We start from the raw sequence: 19447 nt of genomic DNA, 5'->3' as shown, positions 1-19447 counted from the left end.
TGGTATGTCTGACACTTCCTCCTTCCAACTCGCCCAGCCCTTTGGCTCCATCCCCGCTCTGGTCCTGGCCCAGGCCCAGGAACGCCCCGACCACACCGCGCTGGTGCTGGGTGACACGCGCCTGAACTACACCCAGCTCGCGCAGGGCATGCGCCAGGTGGCCTGCGCGCTGCAGCAGCAAGGCCTGCAGGCCGGTGATGTGGTGGCCATCTGCGCCAGCACCTCGGTGCCCTATGTGCTGGCCTACCTGGGCGCGCTGCAAGCCGGTGTCGTGGTCGCACCGCTGGCGCCCTCGGCCACCGCCGAGCACCTGAGCGCCATGCTGGACAATGCCGAGGCCAAGCTGCTGCTGCGCGATGCCGAGGTCGCCGCTCAGTGGCCGCTGGCCAGCACCGCAGAGCGTCCCTGCATCGCGCTGGACGACGCCGCGCAGGCGGGCACGCCCTGGAGCGACTGGCTGGCCCAGGTGCCCGCCAGCCAGGCGCCCCAGCCGGTGCAGCCCACGCCGCAGTGGCCTTTCAACCTGATCTACTCGTCGGGCACCACCGGTGTACCCAAGGGCATTGTGCAAAGCTGGGGCATGCGCTGGTCGCATGTGATCCGCGCCGTCACCAACGGCTATGGGCCCGATGCGGTATCGCTGTGCGCGACGCCGCTGTACTCCAACACCACGTTGGTGGCAGTCCTGCCCACGTTGGCCCTGGGCGGCACCCTGGTGATGATGCGCAAGTTCGACGCGGCCCAGTACCTGCAGCTGGCCCAGGCAGAGCGCGCCACCCACACGATGCTGGTGCCCGTGCAGTACCAGCGCCTGCTGGACTGCCCGGCCTTTGACCAGACCGATCTGACGCGGCTGCAGAACAAGTTCTGCACCAGCGCGCCGTTCAAGACCGCGCTCAAGGCCGAGGTACTGCGCCGCTGGCCCGGCCGCCTGATCGAGTACTACGGCATGACCGAAGGGGGCGTGCGCTGCGAGCTGCACTGCCACCAGTTCCCCGACAAGCTGCACACCGTCGGCCGCGCCGGGCCTGACGCCGATCTGCGCTTTATCGACGAAGAGGGCAAGGAGCTGCCCAAGGGCGCGCAGGGCGAGATCGTCGGCCGCTCGGCCGGCATGATGACCGGCTACCACCGCCAGCCCGACAAGACCCGCGAGGCCGAGTGGATCAGCCCCAGCGGCGAGCGCTTTATCCGCAGCGGCGATGTGGGCCAGATGGATGCCGATGGCTTCATCGTGCTGGGCGACCGCAAGAAGGACATGATCATCACCGGCGGCTTCAACGTCTACCCCAGCGATATCGAGGCCGTGCTGCTGCAGCACCCCGAGGTGCGCGAATGCGCAGTGATCGGCGTGCCCTCGGACGCCTGGGGCGAGAGCCCCGTTGCCTATGTGGTGCCCCAGCCCGGCAGCAACCCCCAGCCGGCTGACCTGCAGCAGTGGCTCAACAGCCGCGTGGGCAAGACCCAGCGCGTGGCTGACCTGGTCATCCATGCGCAACTGCCCCGCAGCGAGATCGGCAAGGTGCTCAAGCGCGAGCTGCGCACGCTGTATGCGAGCCAGACCCACCCCACCTCCCCATCAACGGCCTGAGCGCCCCCGGGCGCCCATCCACGAACAGGACCAGGAGACATGACATGATCCATCGCCCCCCCTCATCCACCCGGCGCAGGCAGCTGGCCGGCCTGCTCACGGGCCTGGCCGTTGCCGCAAGCAGCCTGCTGGCCGGCGTGGCCCATGCGGCACCCTGGCCCAGCAAGCCGATCCAGTTGGTCATCCCCTACCCGCCCGGGGGCAGTGCCGATCTGCTGGGCCGGCCGCTGGCCTTGCAGCTGCAGCAGCAGCTGGGCCAGCCGGTGGTGCTCGAGTACAAGCCCGGCGCAGGCGGCACCCTGGCCTCGCAGTATGTGGCGCGGGCCAAGCCCGACGGCTACACCGTGCTGATGGTGCTGGCCGCGCATGCGATCAACGACAGCCTCTACCCCAAGCTGCCCTACGACACCCGCAAGGACTTTGCACCGGTCTCGCTGGTGGCCAACCTGCCGATGATCGTCGTGGGCAGCAGCAAGCTGCAGGCCAAGAACATTGGCGAGCTGGTCAAGGCCGCGCAGGCCGCCCCGGAAAAGCTCACCTATGGCTCGGCCGGCAATGGCAATACCGGCCACCTCGCCGGCGCGCTGTTTGCCAGCACCGCCGGCGTCAAGATGACCCATGTGCCCTACAAGGGCAGTGCCGGTGTCGTCAACGCGATGCTGGCCAGCGATATCGACCTGACCTTTGACAGCATCTCGACGTCGATCCCGCATGTGCGCAGCGGCAAGCTCCATGCGCTGGCCGTCACCAGCGCCAAGCGCTCCGCACTGGCGCCCGAGATTCCCACCGTGCAGGAGCAGGGATTTCCAGGTTTCGACATCAATGGCTGGTATGCGGTGATCGCGCCAGCAGGTACCCCGGCCGACATCACCGGCAAGCTCAGCCGCGAGATTGCGACCGCGCTGCAAAACCCCTCGCTGCAATCGCAGCTGGCCGCCAGCGGCTATGAGCCAGTGGGCTCCACCCCCGAGGCGCTGGGTGCCCATATCGACCGCGAGATGGAGCGCTGGGCTACCGTCGTCAAAGCCACTGGCGCCCGCATCGAATAAAAAGCTCAGGCCCCAACGACAATGCCCTGGCAAGCCAGGGCATTTTTCATGGGGTAGTCAGCCTGGATCAGCGGCTTTGGCGCGCGCTGGCCTGGGCTTCCAGTGCGGCGCGCAGTGCATCGTCATTGCTGTTCTGCTCGCTGCCGGCATCTGGCGTCACCTTGCGCAGCAGGCCGGTGATGCGGCCCGAGTTCTGCATCAGGCGGTTGGCATAAAGGGCGCCAGTGCCCGAGCCACGGGTGTTGCTCCAGTCACCCTCAGCCTGGTGGACGCTGAAGTTGAACCAGAAGCCCCGCACCGTTTCGCTCGAGGTGCCGCTACGCATCTTCACGCACTGGGTCTTGCCGGCATCGACGCCACGGATGATCTGCTCGCAGGCAAACAGGCCGTCATAAGACACCGTCATGCCGCTGCCGAAGGACGAGCCGCCGGTGATGCGGGTCAGCTGCATGGTCTCGGTTTCGATGTTGCCGTTGCTGTCGCCATAGACCAGGCTCCACAGGCCCAGCAGCGAAGCGGGCGAGTTGTCATAGCCAAACTGGTAGCGCTTGATTTCCTTCTCTCCCTCGCCCGGCAAGGTGATATAGCCCAGGGTGCCGCTGACAAAGCGGATGCGCACATTGCCCGGGCTGCCGCGCTCGACACCGCTGCGGTCGCCACTGCCCAGGAAACGGCCGCCCTCGTAGCGGCCCAATCGGGTGGTCAGCTCGCTGTTGTCATCCAGGCGGCCGGTAGCCATATAGAACGTGGGCTGGCCGCTGCTTTCATAGGCATAGACCTGCATCACCAGCACATCGTTTTGCACATCGATGGCAAAACCCCGGCCGGGGCGGCCGTTGACTTCATCGGAGACGATCCAGGTGCCACCCTGCGGCACGTAGGCATGGGCCATCCCGGTAAGGGCCACGGCGGCCCAGGCAATCGCGTGTTTGAGTTTGAACATGTCGCTCTCCTAATGGGGTGCGCCGCTGCTGCGGCGCGGTAGTGGAGCGAGTATATAGACGAGATTGCGCAGAGCTGTGTCAGAAAGTGTCCTGCTCGGCTACCCGAGCAAGCCACTTTTACGCGTCGCTTTGCAGGCGCCGCTGGGCCTGCTGGTGGCGCTGCAAGGTTTTGTGGGCCAGCGCAATCACCGGTGCGTCGACCATCCGGCCATCGACCACGCAGACCCCGCCTTGCGCCGCCTCTGCCGCCGCCAGCACCTGCTGGGCGCGCTGCAGCTGCGCATCCGTCGGCGCAAAGGCCGCATTGATAGGGGCCACCTGCATCGGGTGGATGCTGAGCTTGCCGCCAAAGCCGCCGCGCAGCGCCCGCGCCGCATCGGCCTGCACCACAGCCGAATCCTGGGTGTTGACCGTCACGCCATCGATGGGCGCGGGCAGTTGGGCGCGGCGCGCCGCCAGCACCACGGCCAGGCGCACCGGCAGCAGCTCGCTCTCGTCCTCCGCACAGGCCATGCCGGCATCGACCTGAAAATCCAAGTGGCCAAAGGCCAGGCGCAGCACACGCGGCGCGCGCGCAATCGCATCAATGGCATGCAGGCCCGCCACCGATTCGATGATCGGCACCAGCACCCCTTGCGTGCCCAGCGCCGGCAGCAGCAGTGCCATCGCCTCGGCCGTCTCGGCCTTGGGCAGCACCACGCCGGCGCCGCCCTGTGCGACCAGCTGGGCCAGCGCCTGCAGATCGCCGTCAAACCAGGGCGTGCCATGGGCATTGATGCGCACCAGCACCCGGGCGCGCCCGGCCGCCTGCAGCTGGCCAAAGGCGCCCAGCAAGGCACTGCGTGCAGCTTCCTTGTCCTGCGGCGCCACCGCATCTTCCAGGTCCACGATCACTGCATCGGCCCCACTGGCCAGCGCCTTGGCGATGCGCTCAGGGCGGCTGGCCGGTACAAACAGCCAGGAGGTGGCGGTGGCCAGCGGATGCGTGTTGAGAGTCATGTCTATCAGTCTTCCGTTTATCAAAAAAGGGGCCCATGGCCCCTGCTCCTGCGCGGGTCAAGCGCCAGGCTTATTCGGCGGTCACGCCGGCTGCCTTGATCACCGTATTCCAGCGCTTCACTTCCGATTCCAGCAGGGTCTTCAAGCTCTGCGGCGTGGCGCGGTCCGGGGTCACCAGCTCGCTGCTCAGGTCGGCAATGCGCTGCACCACCACAGGGTCCTTCAAGGCCACATTCAGGGCGGCGTTGATCTTGTTGATCACCTCGGCTGGCGTGCCCTTGGGCGCATACATGCCGTGCCAGACCTTGACGTCAAAGCCCTTGAGGCCCTGCTCGTCGAGCGTCGGGATCTGCGGCATGGCGGTCAGGCGCTGGGGCGTGGTCACGCCAAAGACCTTGACCCTGTTGCCGTCCTTGATGACTGGTGCGGTCTGCGTGGTCTGGTCGCACAGCAGATCGACCTGGCCGCCCATCAAATCATTCATCGCCGGGCCGGCGCCCTTGTAGGGCACCGTCGTGAGCTTGACGCCCGCCTGGTACGCAAACAGCATGCCGCACAGCTGCGAGACCGCGCCAATGCCGGCATTGGCCAGCGACACCTTGTCCTGGTTGGCCTTCACATAGGCCATCAGTTCCTGGAAGTTGTTGGCCGGAAAGTCCTTGCGCGACAGCAGGGTCATCGGCACATCCAGCACCTGGCCGATGTACTCGAAATCCTTCAGCGGGTCATAGGGCAGCTTTTTGTAGAGCGACGGCGCCGTGGCCATGCCCATGTGGTGGATCAGGATGGTGTAGCCATCGTTCTTGGCGCGGGCTACGCGCGCCGGTGCAATCGTGCCGCCTGCGCCCACGGTGTTTTCCACCACCACGGTCTGGCCCAGCGATTTGCCCATCGGAATGGCCAGCATGCGCGCCACCACATCGGTCGGGCCACCGGCCGAGTAGGGCACCACCATCACCACCGGTTTGGTCGGCCAGTCCTCTGCCTGAGCGTTGAGGTGCAGGCCCAGGCCGGCACAGGCCAACACGGCGGCAGCGGCTGCCGGGGTCAACAAGCGAAAGCGCATTTTTGTCTCCTGGTCTTGGGAGGGGTACATTGCCCATCCCGGTAGGGGGAGGGGGCCGGGTCGGGCCCCCCGCATCGCAGCCGCCCAGCGTCGGCGCTGCTGCATTCTTTATACGGCCAGCAACAGCTTTTCGACCCTGGTCCATTCCCGTACTTGCCACAGTTTCTGCACCGATTGCTGCATCTGCGCGGCGGGCACCGCACGGCTGAATTCGCCCAGGCGCAGTGCCTTGTCGGTCAGCTCCTCGCGGCTCAGTGTGTTGCCTGGGTCGCCCTTGGGCTCGTCCACCCGGCCCTCCAGCACGCGGCCATCGGTGGTGGTCACGGTCACCTTGCCAATCCAGCGCTGCGGGTAGGCGCTGTCCACCTCGGGGTCCAGCACCATGCGCACCTTGTCGCGCAACGCCATCGTGTCCTCGGCGCGGAACTCGTTGTCGAACTCATTGAGGCCGGCAAAGCCAAAGCGCGCGGCCAGCGCCAGCACCGTGCCCATCGAAAACTTGCTCTGGTGCACGGTGCTCGGGTCCACGACGGGGCCCAGCACATCGATCGCCGCCTGGTGCACATGGGTCACCACTTCGGCAATGTCGGACACCTTGAGCTGGTGCGCGCGTACCACCTGCAGCAGCGCATCGGCGGCCGGGTGCGTGTGGCGGCAGGAGGCATGCCATTTGAACGAGGTCTCCGGCGTGGCCCAGCGCGTACCCAGGCCATCGACCAGGCGGGCCGGATCGCTGTCGCTGGACATGCCGGCGGCCATGCCCTGCGCGCCGCAGAAGATATCGGCCGCGCCAGTGAAACCATCGTTGGCCAGGTAGGCGGCCATCAGGCCGGCACCGGCGGCGTGCGCGGTGTGCAGCTGCTTGCTGTCGGCAGCGGTGCGCAAAAACTCCCACAGGCCCGCAGACTGCGTGCCGGCCGAGCCAAAGGCATGCAGCATCTGCTGCGCATTGAGGCCCAGCAGATGGCCCACAGCGGCCGCTGCGGCCAAGGTGCCGGCCGTGCCGGTGGTGTGGAAGATCTTGTAGTGCGAGCGGCCCAGGAATTCGCCCACACGGATGCCCACTTCATAGCCGGCGATGCAGGCGGTCAGCAGCTCCTTGCCGGACTTGCCCAGCGCCTGCGCCACGGCCACGGCCGGGGGGAAGACGACGGCCGCCGGGTGGAACACCGAGCCGTTGTGCACATCGTCCTGCTCGGCGACGTGCGAGGCGGCGGCATTGGCCATGGCCGCCAGGTAGGGGCTGCTGCTGCGGCCTTCGGGGCCGATCACCTCGGCCGGGCCCTGGGCCGGGCCCTGGCCCAGCGCAAAGCGGGTGATGCTGGCCACGGGGCGGGCATTGTGGCCGGCCACCACCGAGCCAAACCAGTCGACCCAGAGGTCTTCGGTCTTCTGCAGCACGGACTCGGGAATGTCGCTGTATTGCAGCTCGGCCGCAAAGCGGGCCAGCTGGGCCGCTGGCGTGGGGGATGTGGTTGCTGTGGTCATGTTCTTTTTTCTCCAACAGAAAGCATCAAAGGCCGGAGGCCTTGCGCACCGCTGCCAGCGCATCGGCCGGCAACTGCAGCGCGTCTAGGATGGCGGCCGTGTGCTCGCCCACCGCAGGCACCGCGTCCATGCGGTAGTCGTACTGGTTGTTGCGGCCGGGCGGCAGCAGCGCGGGCACTGCGCCCACCGGCGTGTCCACCTGCGCAAAGCGCTGGCGTGCCAGCAGCTGCGGGTGCGCCCACAGGCCCGCCATGTCATTGACATGGGCGTTGGCAATGCCGGCCTCGTCCAGGCGCTGCACCACATCGCTGGCATTGAGCGAGCCAAAGATGCGCAGGATCTCGGCCTGCAGCTCGGCACGGTTGGCATTGCGCTTGGCATTGCTGTCAAAGCGCGCATCGGTGGCCAGCGCCGGTGCCAGCAGCACCTGGTCGCAGAAGACCTTCCACTCGCGCTCGTTTTGCAGGCCCAGCATCACCGTGCCGCCATCGCCGGCCACAAAGGGGCCATAGGGGTAGATGCTGGCATGCGATGCGCCGGTGCGCGGTGGCGGCGCAGCGCCTTCAAATGCGTAGTACATCGGGTAGCCCATCCACTCGCCCAGCGCTTCGAGCATGGACACATCGATATGGCTGCCCTCGCCCGTCTTGCCGCGCAGCAGCAGGGCCGAGAGGATATTGGTGTAGGCATACATGCCCGCCGCAATATCGGCCACCGAGATGCCCGATTTGCTCGGCGTCTCGGGCGTGCCGGTCACCGACAGAAAGCCCGCCTCGCTCTGGATCAGCAGGTCATAGGCCTTCTTGTCGCGGTAGGGGCCGTTGTCGCCATAGCCGCTGATGTCGCAGACGATGAGGCGCGGAAAGGCGGCGTGCAGGGCCTCGTACGACAGGCCCATGCGCGCCGCAGCGCCCGGCGCCAGGTTCTGCAGCAGCACATCGGCCGTGCCCAGCAGCTGCTTGAGCGCCTCCAGGGATGCAGGGTCCTTCAGGTCCAGCGCGAGGCTTTCCTTGTTGCGGTTGAGCCAGGTGAAGTGCGAGGACTGGCCGCGCACGCGGCTGTCATAGCCGCGCGCAAAATCGCCGCTGCCCGGCCGCTCCACCTTGATGACGCGCGCCCCCAGATCGGCCAGCTGGCGTGCGCAAAAAGGCGCCGCCACGGCGTGCTCCAGCGATACGACGGTAATCCCGTCCAATGGTCTGGTCATGAAGACTCCGGTTCTCTGTTTTTCTCGCTGCGCGGCGCCATCAGAACGAGCGCGGCAGGCCCAGGATGTGCTCGGCCACGTAGGAATAGATCAGGTTGGTCGAGATCGGTGCCACCTGGTACAGGCGCGTCTCACGGAACTTGCGCTCCACGTCGTATTCGCAGGCAAAGCCAAAGCCGCCGTGGAACTGCAGGCAGGCGTTGGCCGCCTCCCAGCTCGCCTTGGCCGCCAGGTACTTGGCCATATTGGCCTGGGCACCCATGGGCTCGTGCTTGTCAAACAGCTCGCAGGCTTTCCAGCGCATCAGGTTGGCCGCTTCCACCTCGATGAAGGCATCGGCAATCGGGAACTGCACACCCTGGTTCTGGCCAATCGGGCGGCCAAACACTTCGCGGTCGCGCACATAGTTGGTCACGCGGTCCAGGAACCAGTAGCCGTCGCCAATGCACTCGGCCGCGATCAGCGTGCGCTCGGCGTTGAGGCCGTCGAGGATGTACTTGAAGCCCTTGCCCTCTTCGCCGATCAGGTTCTCTTCGGGGATCTCCAGGTTCTCGAAGAACAGCTCATTGGTCTCGTGGTTCACCATGTTCAGGATGGGGCGCACGGTCAGGCCCTTTTTCTCGGCCTCGCGCAGGTCGACCATGAAGATCGACATGCCTTCGCTCTTCTTCTTGACCTCGGCCAGCGGCGTGGTGCGCGCCAGCAGGATCATGAAATCGCTGTGCTGGATGCGGCTGATCCAGACCTTCTGGCCGTTGATGACGTACTTGTCGCCCTTCTTCACGGCCGTGGTCTTGATCTTGGTCGTGTCGGTGCCTGTGGTGGGCTCGGTCACACCCATCGATTGCAGGCGCCATTCGCCGCTGGCGATCTTGGGCAGGTACTTTTCCTTCTGCGCGGCCGATCCATGGCGCAGCAAGGTGCCCATGTTGTACATCTGGCCGTGGCAGGCGCCGGAGTTGCCGCCGCAGCGGTTGATCTCTTCCATGATGACCGAGGCCTCGGTCAGGCCCAGGCCCGAGCCGCCGTACTCCTGCGGAATCAGCGCCGCCAGCCAGCCGGCCTTGGTCAGCGCGTCGACAAAGGTCTCGGGGTAGGCACGCGCCTCATCGACCTTGCGGAAATACTCGTCGGGGAACTCGGCGCAGAGCGCGCGGATGGCATCGCGGATTTCGGGGAAGTTGTTGGAGCCGGTATGTTCGATCATGGTTCTGGGTCGGGCGTTGGGGCTGGCGGCGCTGACAGCGCATGCGCCACCCCCCGGGTGTTGGGAAAAGCGTGGTGGTCTGCGGCGCTCAGCGGATCTTGGCGGTGGCCTGCATCGTGAGCCAGCCTTCGTGGTCATGCGCCCAGAGCTTGATGGTCTTGCCATCGTCCTGGGGCTGGCCCAGCACGGTGAATGGATGCAGATCAAAGGTCGGGCGGATGGCCTTGAACGAGAAGTCGGTCAGCACTGCATCGGGGGCATTGCGGCGCAGCAGATCGACCAGCAAGGTCGCAATCAGCGGGCCATGCACGATCAGGCCGGGATAGCCCTCTTCCTGCGTGACATAGCTGCGGTCGTAGTGGATGCGGTGGCCGTTGAAGGTGAGCGCCGAATAGCGGAACAGCATCACCGGGTCGGCGTTGATCTCGCGCTTCCAGGCGGCCTGCGTGTCGGCGGCAGTGGGCGGGGGCACCGGGTCGCCGGGCTGGGCGGCGGCGCGGTAGACGATGTCATGCTCCTCGGTCAGCGCCAGGCCGTCTGCATTGCTGTAGCTGTGCTGTACCAGCACAAACAACAGCTCGCCCGAGCGGCCGACCTTGTGGTCCACCGAGGCGATGCGCGAGACCCGCTCCACGCGCTCGCCAATGCGCAGCGGGTTGTCCGCCTGCCACTGCAGGCGGCCACCGGCCCACATGCGCCGGGGCAGCGGCACCGGCGGCAGAAAGCCGCCACGCGCCGGGTGGCCATCGGGCCCCAGCAGGCTTTGCCGCGCCATCGGCACAAAGTTCATCCAGTGCCACAGCGGCGGCAGGCTGTCACCGTCCTGGGCCGGGAGGTCATCGCGGTCCAAGGTGGCCGACAGACCGGTCACGGCCGTGCGGGCCACCAGGTCCTGCGTGGTCTCGGTCTTGTTGATCCAGCTTTGCAAATGGGCGACCTGCTCGGCAGAGAGCGAGGCGGCAGAAGGTTCAGGGGTGTGCGACATGGTGGCACTGTCGCAGGCTGCGCTCGCCAGCGCAATCGCAGAGATTGGAACCTCTCCTTTGGCAGCGGTGAAGACAGCGGGTTAACGCGCATTAGTGAGCCAGCCGTTTCAGTTTGCCAAAGCCCTGCCTACGTATTTGCGAATTGGCAATGCGCTTCATGGACGGCATGCTGGCGATATTCATCTACACACAGCTCCAAGGAAAAACAGACATGTCCACCATGCTCGAAGGCAAAGTCGTTATCGTCACCGGTTCTGGCGGTGGCATCGGCCGTGATATGGCACTGGCCATGGCCAAGGAAGGCGCCAAGGTCGTCGTCAACGACATCGGCACCTCCACCACCGGTGAAGGCCATGACGACGGCCCCGCGCAAAAGGTCGTCAACGAGATCAAGGCTGCCGGCGGTGAAGCCGTCGCCAATACCGACAGCGTCTCGGATGCCAATGCCGCCGCCAAGATTGTGCAGTGCGCGCTCGACAGCTTTGGCAAGCTCGACGGCATCGTCAATAACGCCGGCATCCTGCGTGACCGCTTCTTCCACAAGATGAGCGTCGATGAGTGGGACGCCGTCATCAAGGTCCACCTCTACGGCAGCTACTACGTGGCACGCGCTGCGGCCAACCACTTCAAGGAGCAGGAAAGCGGCGCCATGGTCCACATGACCAGCACCTCCGGCCTGATCGGCAACTTTGGCCAGGCCAACTACTCGGCCGCCAAGCTGGGCATCGTCGCGCTGTCCAAGAGCATTGCGCTGGACATGGGCAAGTTCCATGTGCGCAGCAACTGCATCTCGCCGTTTGCCTGGAGCCGCATGATCGGCTCCATCCCGACCGACACGCCCGAGCAGCAGGCCCGTGTGGACAAGCTCAAGCAGATGACCCCCAACAAGATTGCGCCACTGGCCGTCTACCTGCTCAGCGAGCAGGCCAAGGATGTGAATGCCCAGGTGTTTGCGGTGCGCAATAACGAGATCTTCCTGATGAGCCAGCCGCGCCCGCTGCGCTCGGTGCACCAGGGCGAAGGCTGGACCCCCGAGGACATTGCCTCGCATGCGATGCCGGCGCTCAAATCTTCGTTTGTGCCGATGGAGCGGTCGGGGGAGGTGTTTAGTTGGGATCCGGTTTAAGAGGCATCCCCCTGAGCCGCTTTGCGGCTTCCCCCTTCTCTCACGCTTCGCGTGGGAAGGGGGACGGCACCCTCCGGGCGGGGCGGCCCTTCGTCGGTGCCTGGTTGATCGGCTCTGCCAGTTTTTGGCGTGGCGTACGGTAGGTCGAGCAGTTATCTAACAACGCGGCCCTATAGGTGTGCTCTGACCGTTTCATAGATGCCCTTCGGTGGCGTTGCAAAACCTCCAGAACAGCCTCCTGCGCATATCCAGAGCCGATACCGAAGTTCCGTTTCCCTTCCGCCTTCGCACCACAACAACCCCAGAGACAACAACCATGACGATCAACTACCAGCAACTCAAGGCCCGGCCGTTTGCGCCGGTGCACCAGGATTATTCGCAGCGCGACACGATGCTGTATGCGCTCAGTCTGGGGGTGGGCAATGATCCGCTCGATACGCGCAATCTGCCGCTGGTCTACGAGGGCATGGCGCAGCCGCTGCAGGCGCTGCCGACAATGAGCTCGGTGCTGGGCTATCCGGGCTTCTGGGCCAAGGAGGCGGACACGGGGATTGACTGGGTCAAGCTGGTGCATGGCGAGCAGCGCACCACCATCCACCAGCCGCTGCCGGTGGGGGCCAAGGTGGTGGGCAAGACAAAGGTCACGCGGGTGATCGACAAGGGCGCAGGCAAGGGCGCGATTGTGGTGAGCGAACGCAGCCTGGAAGGCGAGGACGGCACGCGCTATGCCACCTTGGAGCAGGTGACGTTCTGCCGGGGCGATGGCGGCTACAGCGAAGCGCTGGGCGGCCAGCCCAGCGATGACTCGCTGCCGGCACTGGCGCCCACGCCCGATACGGCACCGCGCTGGACCTATACCCACACCATCCGCCCCGAGGCCGCCCTGCTCTACCGCCTGATGGGCGACTACAACCCCCTGCATGCCGATCCCCAGGTGGCGCAAGCCGCAGGCTTTGACAAGCCCATCCTGCACGGCCTGGCCACCTACGGCATGGTCTGCCATGCGCTGGTGATGACGGCCTGCAATGGCGATGCCAGCCTGCTGCGCAGCATGCATGCACGCTTTTCGTCGCCGGTCTTTCCGGGCGAGACCTTGCGCACCGAGGTCTGGCAGACAGGCGATGCGCTGCAGTTCCGCGCGCTGGTGGTCGAGCGCGGCATTGTCGTGCTCAGCCATGGCAATGCCAGCCTGGCCCCCGCACAGCCATGAGCATGGCCCAAGGCCGGCAGATGGCGCTGGCGGATCTGGACCTGGCGCAGTTCATCCGCGCTGGCGACAGCATCGTCTGGGGCCAGTCCGCTGCCGAGCCGCTGTCGCTGATCCAGGCCTATGTGGCCCAGCGCCAGCGCTTTGCGCGCACCAGCGTCTTTCTGGGCATCGGTGGCGCCAACACCCTGCAGCCCGCGCATGCCGATGCCATCGATATGCGCGGCTATGCCGCCGGTGGCGCGCACCGCGCCCTGGGCATGGCCGGTGTGCTCGATCCGATTCCCTGCCATTACTCGCAGATTCCGCAGCTGATCGCCAGCCGCCGCATCCCTGTCGATGTGGTGTTCGTCCAGGTATCACCGCCCAATGCCGATGGCGACTGCAGCCTGGGCCTGGCCCATGACTACCTGGTCACCGCGATGCGCCATGCGCGCTGCGTGATCGCCGAGGTGAACGCCGATGTGCCCTGGGTCGCGGGCGCCAGCCTGCGCCTGGCCGATGTCGATGCCTGGGTGCAGAGCGACCAGGCCGTCGTCGATGTGCCCGCCGGCAAGATTGGCCCCGCTGAAGAGGCGATTGCGCAGCTGATCGCCAGCCGCGTGGAAGACGGCGCCACCTTGCAGCTGGGCATTGGCAACCTGCCCGATGCGGTGCTGCAGGCGCTGCAAGGCCACCGCGACCTGGGCGTGCACAGCGGCACCATCGGCGACCGCGTGGCCGACCTGGTCGACGCCGGTGTCATCACCAATGCACGCAAAGGCATCGATGCGGGCACCAGCGTCACCGGCCTGCTGATGGGCAGTGCCCGCACGCGGCGCTGGGCGCATAACAACCCTGCGTTGCGCATTGCCGGCACCGACTACACCCACAACGCCCAGGTGCTGGGCCGGACCCACCGGCTCACCGCGATCAACTCGGCGATCGAGGTGGACCTGACGGGCCAGATCAATGCCGATGTGGTGGCAGGCCAATACCTGGGCGCCGTCGGTGGCGCGATGGATTTCCTGCGTGCCGCTGCCGCCTGCGATGGCGGCCTGCCGATTGTCGCGCTGCCCTCCACCGCACGGGGCCAGTCGCGCATCGTCGCGCAGCTGTCCGGCCCGGTCTCCACGCCGCGCGCCGATGCCGGCCTGATCGTCACCGAACACGGCATTGCCGACCTGCGCGGCCTGAGCCTGGGCCAGCGCCTGCGCGCGATGCTGGCCATCGCCGCACCTGAACACCGAGACCTGCTGGCGGCCCAAGCGCGCCAGCACCTGAATTGACCCCTTTTTTTCTGGAGAGAAAGCCATGCGTAAAGCTGCCATCGTCACCCCTTTGCGAACCCCGGTGGGCACCTACGGAGGCAGCCTGCGCCCCGTCTCGGTCGAAGACCTGGCCGCCACCACCGTGCGTGCCGTGGTCGAGCGCAGCGGCATCGACCCCAGCCGCATCGACGATGTGGTGTTTGCCCAGTCCTATGCCAGCAGCGAAACGCCTTGCGTGGGCCGCTGGGCTGCGCTGCAGGCCGGCCTGCCGGTGGAGGTGCCGGGCATGCAGCTCGACCGCCGCTGCGGTGGCGGCCTGCAGGCCGTGGTCACCGCCTGCATGATGGTGCAAAGCGGCGCCGCCGACGTGGTGATCGCCGGCGGTGTGGAGAGCATGAGCAATATCGAGTACTACACCACCGATATGCGCTGGGGCAAGCGGGCCGGCAGCGTCACCATGTATGACCGCCTGGACCGGGGCCGCGAGCGCTCGCAACCGGTGGAACGCTTTGGCGTCATCTCCGGCATGATCGAGACCGCCGAGAACCTGGCGCGTGACTACGGCATCAGCCGCGAAGAGGCCGACGCCTTTGCGCTGCGCAGCCACCAGCGCGCTGCTGCCGCCTGGCAGGCCGGCCGCTTTGATGCCGAGGTGGTGCCCGTCAGCGTGCCGCAGAAAAAGGGCGAGGCGACCCTGTTCAGCCGCGACGAAGGCTTCCGCGCCGATGCCACGATGGATTCGCTGGGCAAGCTGCGCGCGTTGATGAAGGGTGGCACCGTCAGCGCCGGCAATGCCAGCCAGCAAAACGATGCCTCGGCCGCCTGCCTGATCGTGGCCGAAGACAAGCTCCAGGAGCTGGGCCTGACGCCGATGGCCAGCCTGGTCGGCTGGGCCGCCGCCGGCTGCGAGCCCTCGCGCATGGGCATTGGCCCGGTGCCGGCCGTCAAGAAGCTGCTGGGCAAGCTGGGCCTGACGATGAACGACATGGACCTGGTCGAGATCAACGAGGCCTTTGCCTGCCAGGTGCTTGCTGTCCTGCAGGGCCTGGAATGGAACGATGCCGAGCGCCTGAATGTGAACGGCTCGGGCATCTCGCTGGGCCACCCGATTGGTGCCACCGGCGTGCGCATTCTGGCCACCTTGCTGCATGAGTTGGAACGCCGCAAGGGCCGCTACGGGCTGGAGACCATGTGCATCGGCGGCGGCCAGGGCATTGCCGCCGTGTTCGAGCGCTACTGAGCGCCCGCCCTCCCCACCGCTTACAAAAACCAGGAGACAAGACATGACCCTCATCCACCGCCGCCGCCTGCTGGCTGCCACGGCCGCTGCCGCCCTTAGCCTCTGCGCCTCTGTCCATGCCCAGGGGGGCCTGGGTTCAGGCGCACCGGTGCGCCTCATCGTCGGCTACTCGGCAGGCGGCCCTGTGGACCAGGGCGCACGCCTGCTGTCCATCGCGCTGTCCAAGGAGCTGGGCAGCAACGTCGTGGTCGACAACAAGACCGGTGCCAACGCCACCTTGGCGGGCAACGAGACCTCGCGTGCCAACCCCGATGGTCTGACCCTGTGGTTTGCCGCCAGCCCCACGATCACCATCAGCCCCAATGTGATGCGCAAGATGCAGTTCGACCCGGCCAAGGACCTGACCCCGATCGCACCGGTACTGAGCTACTACAACGTGCTGGTGGCGAACAACAACGAGCCTTTCAAGACCACGAAGGCGCTGGTGGACTATGCCAAGGCCAACCCGGGCAAGCTCAGCTATGCATCGGCCGGCGTGGGCGGCTCCAACCATCTGGGCACCTTGCTGTTTGCCAAGCGCAGCGGCATCGAGCTGAACCATGTGCCCTACCGGGGCAATGCACCGGCGATGACCGATGTGATGGGCGGCCAGATCAACATGATGATGGACATCATCAGCACGGCGGGCACCTACATCCACAGCAAGAAGGTGACCCCGATTGCCGTGACCTCGCCCCAGCGCAACCCGGCGCTGCCCGATGTGCCGACCTTTGCCGAAAGCGGCATCGACGGCCTCAAGGGCTTTGATGTGGGCGGCTGGTATGCCGTCTACGGTCCCAAGGGCATGGCGCCCGAGCTGCAGATGCGGCTGAACAAGGCCATCAATGCCGCGCTGGCCCAGCCCGAGCTGAAGGCCAAGTACAAGGAGCTGGGCTACGACGAATGGACGGGCAGCCCCCAGACCCTCGTCGAACGCGCCGCGAAGGAACGCCAGATGTGGTCCACCGTGACCCAGGGCATTGTGGTGGACTGACAGGACCCAAGATGGAATTTCGCATTCACCAGTTTCTGGACCGCTGGCTGCAGGAGGCCCCGGACCGGCCCTTTATCTACCTGCCCGATCGCACCCTGAGCTATGCCGACCTGGGCCGCCTGGTCGATGCGCTGGAGGCGGAGCTGCGCGCGCTGCAGGTGCGCAGCGGCGACCGCGTGCTGGTGGTCGCCGAGAACTGCCCCGAGCATGCAGCGCTGCTGCTGGCCTGCAGCCGCGTCGGCGCCTGGGCCTGCGGCGTCAATGCCCGCATGGCGCCCGGCGAGGTGCGCGGCTTTGCCGACAAGGCCGACGCGCGGGTGGTGTACTTCACCGACCGCGTCTCCAAGGCCGCGGCAGCGCACGCCGAGCGCTATGGCACCCGCCCGTCCTGCGTGCCGGGCCTGGCCCACACGGCCGTGCGTGCCGATGCGCGCGCCGAGCCCGAGCCGGATGGCAATCCGGTGGCCGCCATCATCTTCACTTCCGGCACCACCGGCACCCCCAAGGGCGTGCTGATGAGCCAGCGCGGTGTGGCGCACTTCGCCCGGGTCTCGGCCCAGTCGCGCCGGCTGGGGCCTGCTGACAAGGTCTATGCCTTTGTGCCTATGACCCATATCTTCGGTCTGGGCACCGTGCTGCTGGCCTCGCTGTCGGCCGGCGCTGCGCTGGAGATGCGCAGCCAGTTCGAGCCCGCTGACCTGCTGGACGCGCTGGCCCACCATGGCATCACCCAGCTGCAAGGCCCCCCCACCTTGTTTGCGCGCCTGCTGCAGTACTGCGAGCAGCATGGCATCCGCCAACCGGCGGCACCGCATCTGCGCTACCTCTACACCGGCGCCGGCCCGCTGGATCTGGCGCTGAAAACCAAGGTCGAGGCGCTGTTTGGCCAGACCCTGCACCACGGCTATGCGATGAGCGAATACGCCGGCTCTCTGCACCTGACGCGCATCGACGAAGCCCGCAGCGACACCAGCGCGGGCTACTGCATCGATGGCGCGGAATTGCAGATCGTCGATCCGCACAGCGGCCGGCCGCTGCCGACCGGCGAGCGGGGTGAGATATGGGTGCGTGGCACGGGCTTGATGCCGGGCTACTTCCGTGACCCCGAGGCCACCGCCGCGGCCTTGCGCGAAGGCGGCTGGTATGCCACTGGCGACCTGGGCGAGCTGCATGCCGATGGCGCATTGTTCGTCGTCGGCCGCCTCAAGGAGATGATCATCCGCTCGGGCTTCAACGTCTACCCCAGCGAGGTCGAGCATGCGCTGGGCAGCTTCCCCGGCATCCAGCGCGCCGCCGTCGTGGGCCAGAAGGAGGCCGATGGCAATGAGGCCGTGGTCGCCTTTGTGGTGCAGGATGCCCGCCATCCACCGGACCTGGATGCCTTGCAAGCGCATTTGCGCGAACACCTGGCACCCTACAAGCGGCCGGCACGCATCATCGCCATCGATGAGCTGCCGGTGAATGCCAATGGCAAGGTGATGAAGCGCGAGCTGCAGGCCCGGCTGGAGGCGGAGCAGGCTCAGGCCTGAGGGGCCACCACTACGCCATCGGGGTCCATCACCAGGTAGTCCCCCGGTTGCAACTTGGCGCCGCCCAGCTGCAGCGCCAGCCCCAGCGCACCGCCGCCGTTGCCGCTACCCCGCAGCGGCGTGCGGCCCAGTGCAAACACCGCCAGGTCCATGCTGGCCAACACATCCGTGTCGCGCACCGCGCCATAAATCAGCAATCCCGCCCAGCCGTTGTCCAGAGCGATGCGCGCCATGCGGTCGCCCAGCACCGCGACCCGCAGCGAGGCCCCGGCATCGACCACCAGCAAACGACCTGCACCCGCAGTTCCCAAGGTCTGGCGCAGCAGGCCTGCATCTTCGTGGCAGCGCAAGGTCTGGATACGGCCGCCGGCGGATGCGCGCCCGCCATAGGATTGCCAGGGCGCCTGGCACAGCTGTACCGAGCTGCCCAGATGGTCGCAGAGATCGGAACTGCGGGTGGGCAGCGACGGTGGCGCGTCGGCTGCAGAGGCCGTTGCCATCGCCATCAGTCGATCCTCGCGCCCGAGAGCTTGACCAGCTTCTGGTGCTTGGCCAGCTCCTCCTGGAAAAATGCAGGCGCCTGCGCCGGTCCCTTGTCCAGCACCATCAGGCCCTGGCCGGCGATGGCGGTCTGCGCCTCGGGCGAGGCCAGTGCGGTCTTCATGGCCGCAGCGTACTGGTCGACGATGGGCTTGGGCAGGCCGGCCGGGCCCACCAGCGCGATCCAGGCATCAAAGCGGTAGCCGGGCACGCCCGCTTCGGCCAAGGTAGGCACATCGGGCAGCGCAGCCGAGCGCTGCGTGGTGGACAGCCCAAGGGCACGCAAAGTGCCGGCCTTGATCTGCGGCAGCGCCTGCGATACCGACACAAAGGCCAGCTGCACCTGGCCGCCCAACAGGTCGGTGATCAGCGGCCCGGTGCCCCGGTAGGGCACATGCTTGATGTCGATGCCGGTCTCGGCAATCAGCAGCTCGCTGGCCAGGTGCAAGGTGCTGCCATTGCCAGCCGATCCGTAGTTGAGCGTGCCCGGGTGCGCCTTGGCATGGGCCTGCAGCTGGGCCAGGTCCGTCACCGGCAGCTTGGCGTTGGCGACCAGCACCAGCGGCACGGTGGCCAGCACCGCAATCGGCGTGATGTCGCGCAGGCTGTCGTAGGGAATCGTCTGGTAGATGCCGGGGTTGATCACATGGTTGGACGAGATCATGCCCAGGGTCAGCCCATCCTTGTGCGCCCGCACCACCTGGGCGGTGCCGGGGATGCCGCCGGCCCCGGCAATGTTCTCGACCACCACCGGGTGCCCGGTGAGGCGGCCCAGGCCGGGGGCCAGCGCGCGGGCCACGGCATCGACCGTCGATCCTGCGGCCAGCGGCACCACCATGCGGATGGGCTTGTCCGATGCAGCGGGCTGCGCACTGGCCGGGCCCGTGGGGAGCCACAGCGCAGCGGCCAGCAGCGGCAGCAGGGCGAGCAAGCGGCGCTTGCTGGGTTGACTGTTTCTTTTCATCGTTGTCTCCTGGTCTCTTTT

At 66.7% G+C, this 19447-nt stretch carries 17 protein-coding genes; 8 read left to right on the top strand and 9 right to left on the bottom strand.

The annotated features are described in order from the left end of the window. Positions 1–4 precede the first annotated feature (4 nt). Together ACCQ08_RS07110 and ACCQ08_RS07105 are read left to right on the top strand one after the other, a co-directional pair. Entirely contained in the window at positions 5–1591 is a 1587-nt protein-coding gene (locus ACCQ08_RS07110; protein WP_373449320.1) for a class I adenylate-forming enzyme family protein, read from the top strand. Positions 1592–1635: 44 nt separating this feature from the next. Next, complete coding sequence (locus tag ACCQ08_RS07105) at positions 1636–2640, top strand: tripartite tricarboxylate transporter substrate binding protein (RefSeq protein WP_312526205.1); 1005 nt, start codon at positions 1636–1638, stop codon at positions 2638–2640. Between the two features lie 67 nt (positions 2641–2707). Here ACCQ08_RS07105 and ACCQ08_RS07100 read toward each other — a convergent pair whose 3' ends face one another. The 7 genes from ACCQ08_RS07100 to ACCQ08_RS07070 form a co-directional block, all read right to left on the bottom strand. Further along, positions 2708–3583 (bottom strand): hypothetical protein, encoded by an 876-nt coding sequence (locus ACCQ08_RS07100; RefSeq protein WP_373449319.1) that lies wholly within the window; start codon positions 3581–3583, stop codon positions 2708–2710. 118 nt (positions 3584–3701) lie between these two features. Beyond that, on the bottom strand, positions 3702–4583 hold the full coding sequence (locus ACCQ08_RS07095; RefSeq protein WP_373449318.1) for a CoA ester lyase: 882 nt from the start codon (positions 4581–4583) through the stop codon (positions 3702–3704). Positions 4584–4653: 70 nt separating this feature from the next. Then, positions 4654–5649 carry a tripartite tricarboxylate transporter substrate-binding protein gene (locus ACCQ08_RS07090; protein ID WP_239810118.1) on the bottom strand — a complete coding sequence of 332 codons (996 nt, stop codon included), beginning with the start codon at positions 5647–5649 and terminating at the stop codon, positions 4654–4656. Positions 5650–5757: 108 nt separating this feature from the next. After that, complete coding sequence (locus ACCQ08_RS07085) at positions 5758–7137, bottom strand: MmgE/PrpD family protein (protein WP_312462498.1); 1380 nt, start codon at positions 7135–7137, stop codon at positions 5758–5760. Between the two features lie 25 nt (positions 7138–7162). Continuing rightward, entirely contained in the window at positions 7163–8344 is a 1182-nt protein-coding gene (locus tag ACCQ08_RS07080; RefSeq protein ID WP_312414305.1) for a CaiB/BaiF CoA-transferase family protein, read from the bottom strand. A gap of 40 nt (positions 8345–8384) precedes the next feature. Continuing rightward, entirely contained in the window at positions 8385–9551 is a 1167-nt protein-coding gene (locus ACCQ08_RS07075) for an acyl-CoA dehydrogenase family protein (RefSeq protein WP_312414308.1), read from the bottom strand. An 88-nt stretch (positions 9552–9639) separates the two neighbouring features. Next, the gene (locus tag ACCQ08_RS07070; RefSeq protein WP_239810115.1) at positions 9640–10536 is read right to left on the bottom strand and encodes a MaoC family dehydratase N-terminal domain-containing protein; all 897 of its coding nucleotides are present in this window, start codon (positions 10534–10536) and stop codon (positions 9640–9642) included. A 221-nt stretch (positions 10537–10757) separates the two neighbouring features. On the opposite strand from ACCQ08_RS07070, the gene ACCQ08_RS07065 reads away from it, so the two are divergent. From ACCQ08_RS07065 to ACCQ08_RS07040, 6 genes are all read left to right on the top strand, one after another. Then, positions 10758–11663, top strand: a complete 906-nt coding sequence (locus ACCQ08_RS07065; RefSeq protein ID WP_373449442.1) for an SDR family NAD(P)-dependent oxidoreductase — start codon at positions 10758–10760, stop codon at positions 11661–11663. Positions 11664–11979: 316 nt separating this feature from the next. Then, positions 11980–12873 carry a MaoC/PaaZ C-terminal domain-containing protein gene (locus ACCQ08_RS07060; RefSeq protein ID WP_373449317.1) on the top strand — a complete coding sequence of 298 codons (894 nt, stop codon included), beginning with the start codon at positions 11980–11982 and terminating at the stop codon, positions 12871–12873. Further along, entirely contained in the window at positions 12870–14138 is a 1269-nt protein-coding gene (locus tag ACCQ08_RS07055; RefSeq protein ID WP_373449316.1) for an acetyl-CoA hydrolase/transferase family protein, read from the top strand. The genes ACCQ08_RS07060 and ACCQ08_RS07055 overlap by 4 nt, the downstream gene beginning before the upstream one ends. A gap of 25 nt (positions 14139–14163) precedes the next feature. Further along, entirely contained in the window at positions 14164–15360 is a 1197-nt protein-coding gene (locus ACCQ08_RS07050; RefSeq protein WP_230773848.1) for an acetyl-CoA C-acetyltransferase, read from the top strand. 43 nt (positions 15361–15403) lie between these two features. Beyond that, complete coding sequence (locus tag ACCQ08_RS07045) at positions 15404–16393, top strand: tripartite tricarboxylate transporter substrate binding protein (RefSeq protein WP_312414324.1); 990 nt, start codon at positions 15404–15406, stop codon at positions 16391–16393. Between the two features lie 11 nt (positions 16394–16404). After that, positions 16405–17922, top strand: coding sequence for a class I adenylate-forming enzyme family protein (locus tag ACCQ08_RS07040; RefSeq protein ID WP_373449315.1), 1518 nt, complete (start codon positions 16405–16407; stop codon positions 17920–17922). Here ACCQ08_RS07040 and rraA read toward each other — a convergent pair. Beyond that, positions 17913–18428, bottom strand: a complete 516-nt coding sequence (rraA, locus tag ACCQ08_RS07035) for a ribonuclease E activity regulator RraA (protein WP_373449314.1) — start codon at positions 18426–18428, stop codon at positions 17913–17915. The two genes, ACCQ08_RS07040 and rraA, sit on opposite strands and share 10 nt — an antisense overlap. Next, on the bottom strand, positions 18428–19426 hold the full coding sequence (locus tag ACCQ08_RS07030; RefSeq protein ID WP_373449313.1) for a Bug family tripartite tricarboxylate transporter substrate binding protein: 999 nt from the start codon (positions 19424–19426) through the stop codon (positions 18428–18430). Before ACCQ08_RS07030 ends, rraA begins: the two co-directional genes overlap by 1 nt. Between the last annotated feature and the right edge of the window lie 21 nt (positions 19427–19447).

Origin of the sequence: Comamonas sp. SY3 (genome assembly GCF_041730275.1) — a bacterium.
Taxonomy (GTDB): Bacteria; Pseudomonadota; Gammaproteobacteria; order Burkholderiales; family Burkholderiaceae_C; genus Comamonas; species Comamonas sediminis.
The sequence above is the reverse complement of the archived record's forward strand: the minus strand, read 5'-3'. Positions and strand labels throughout refer to the sequence as shown.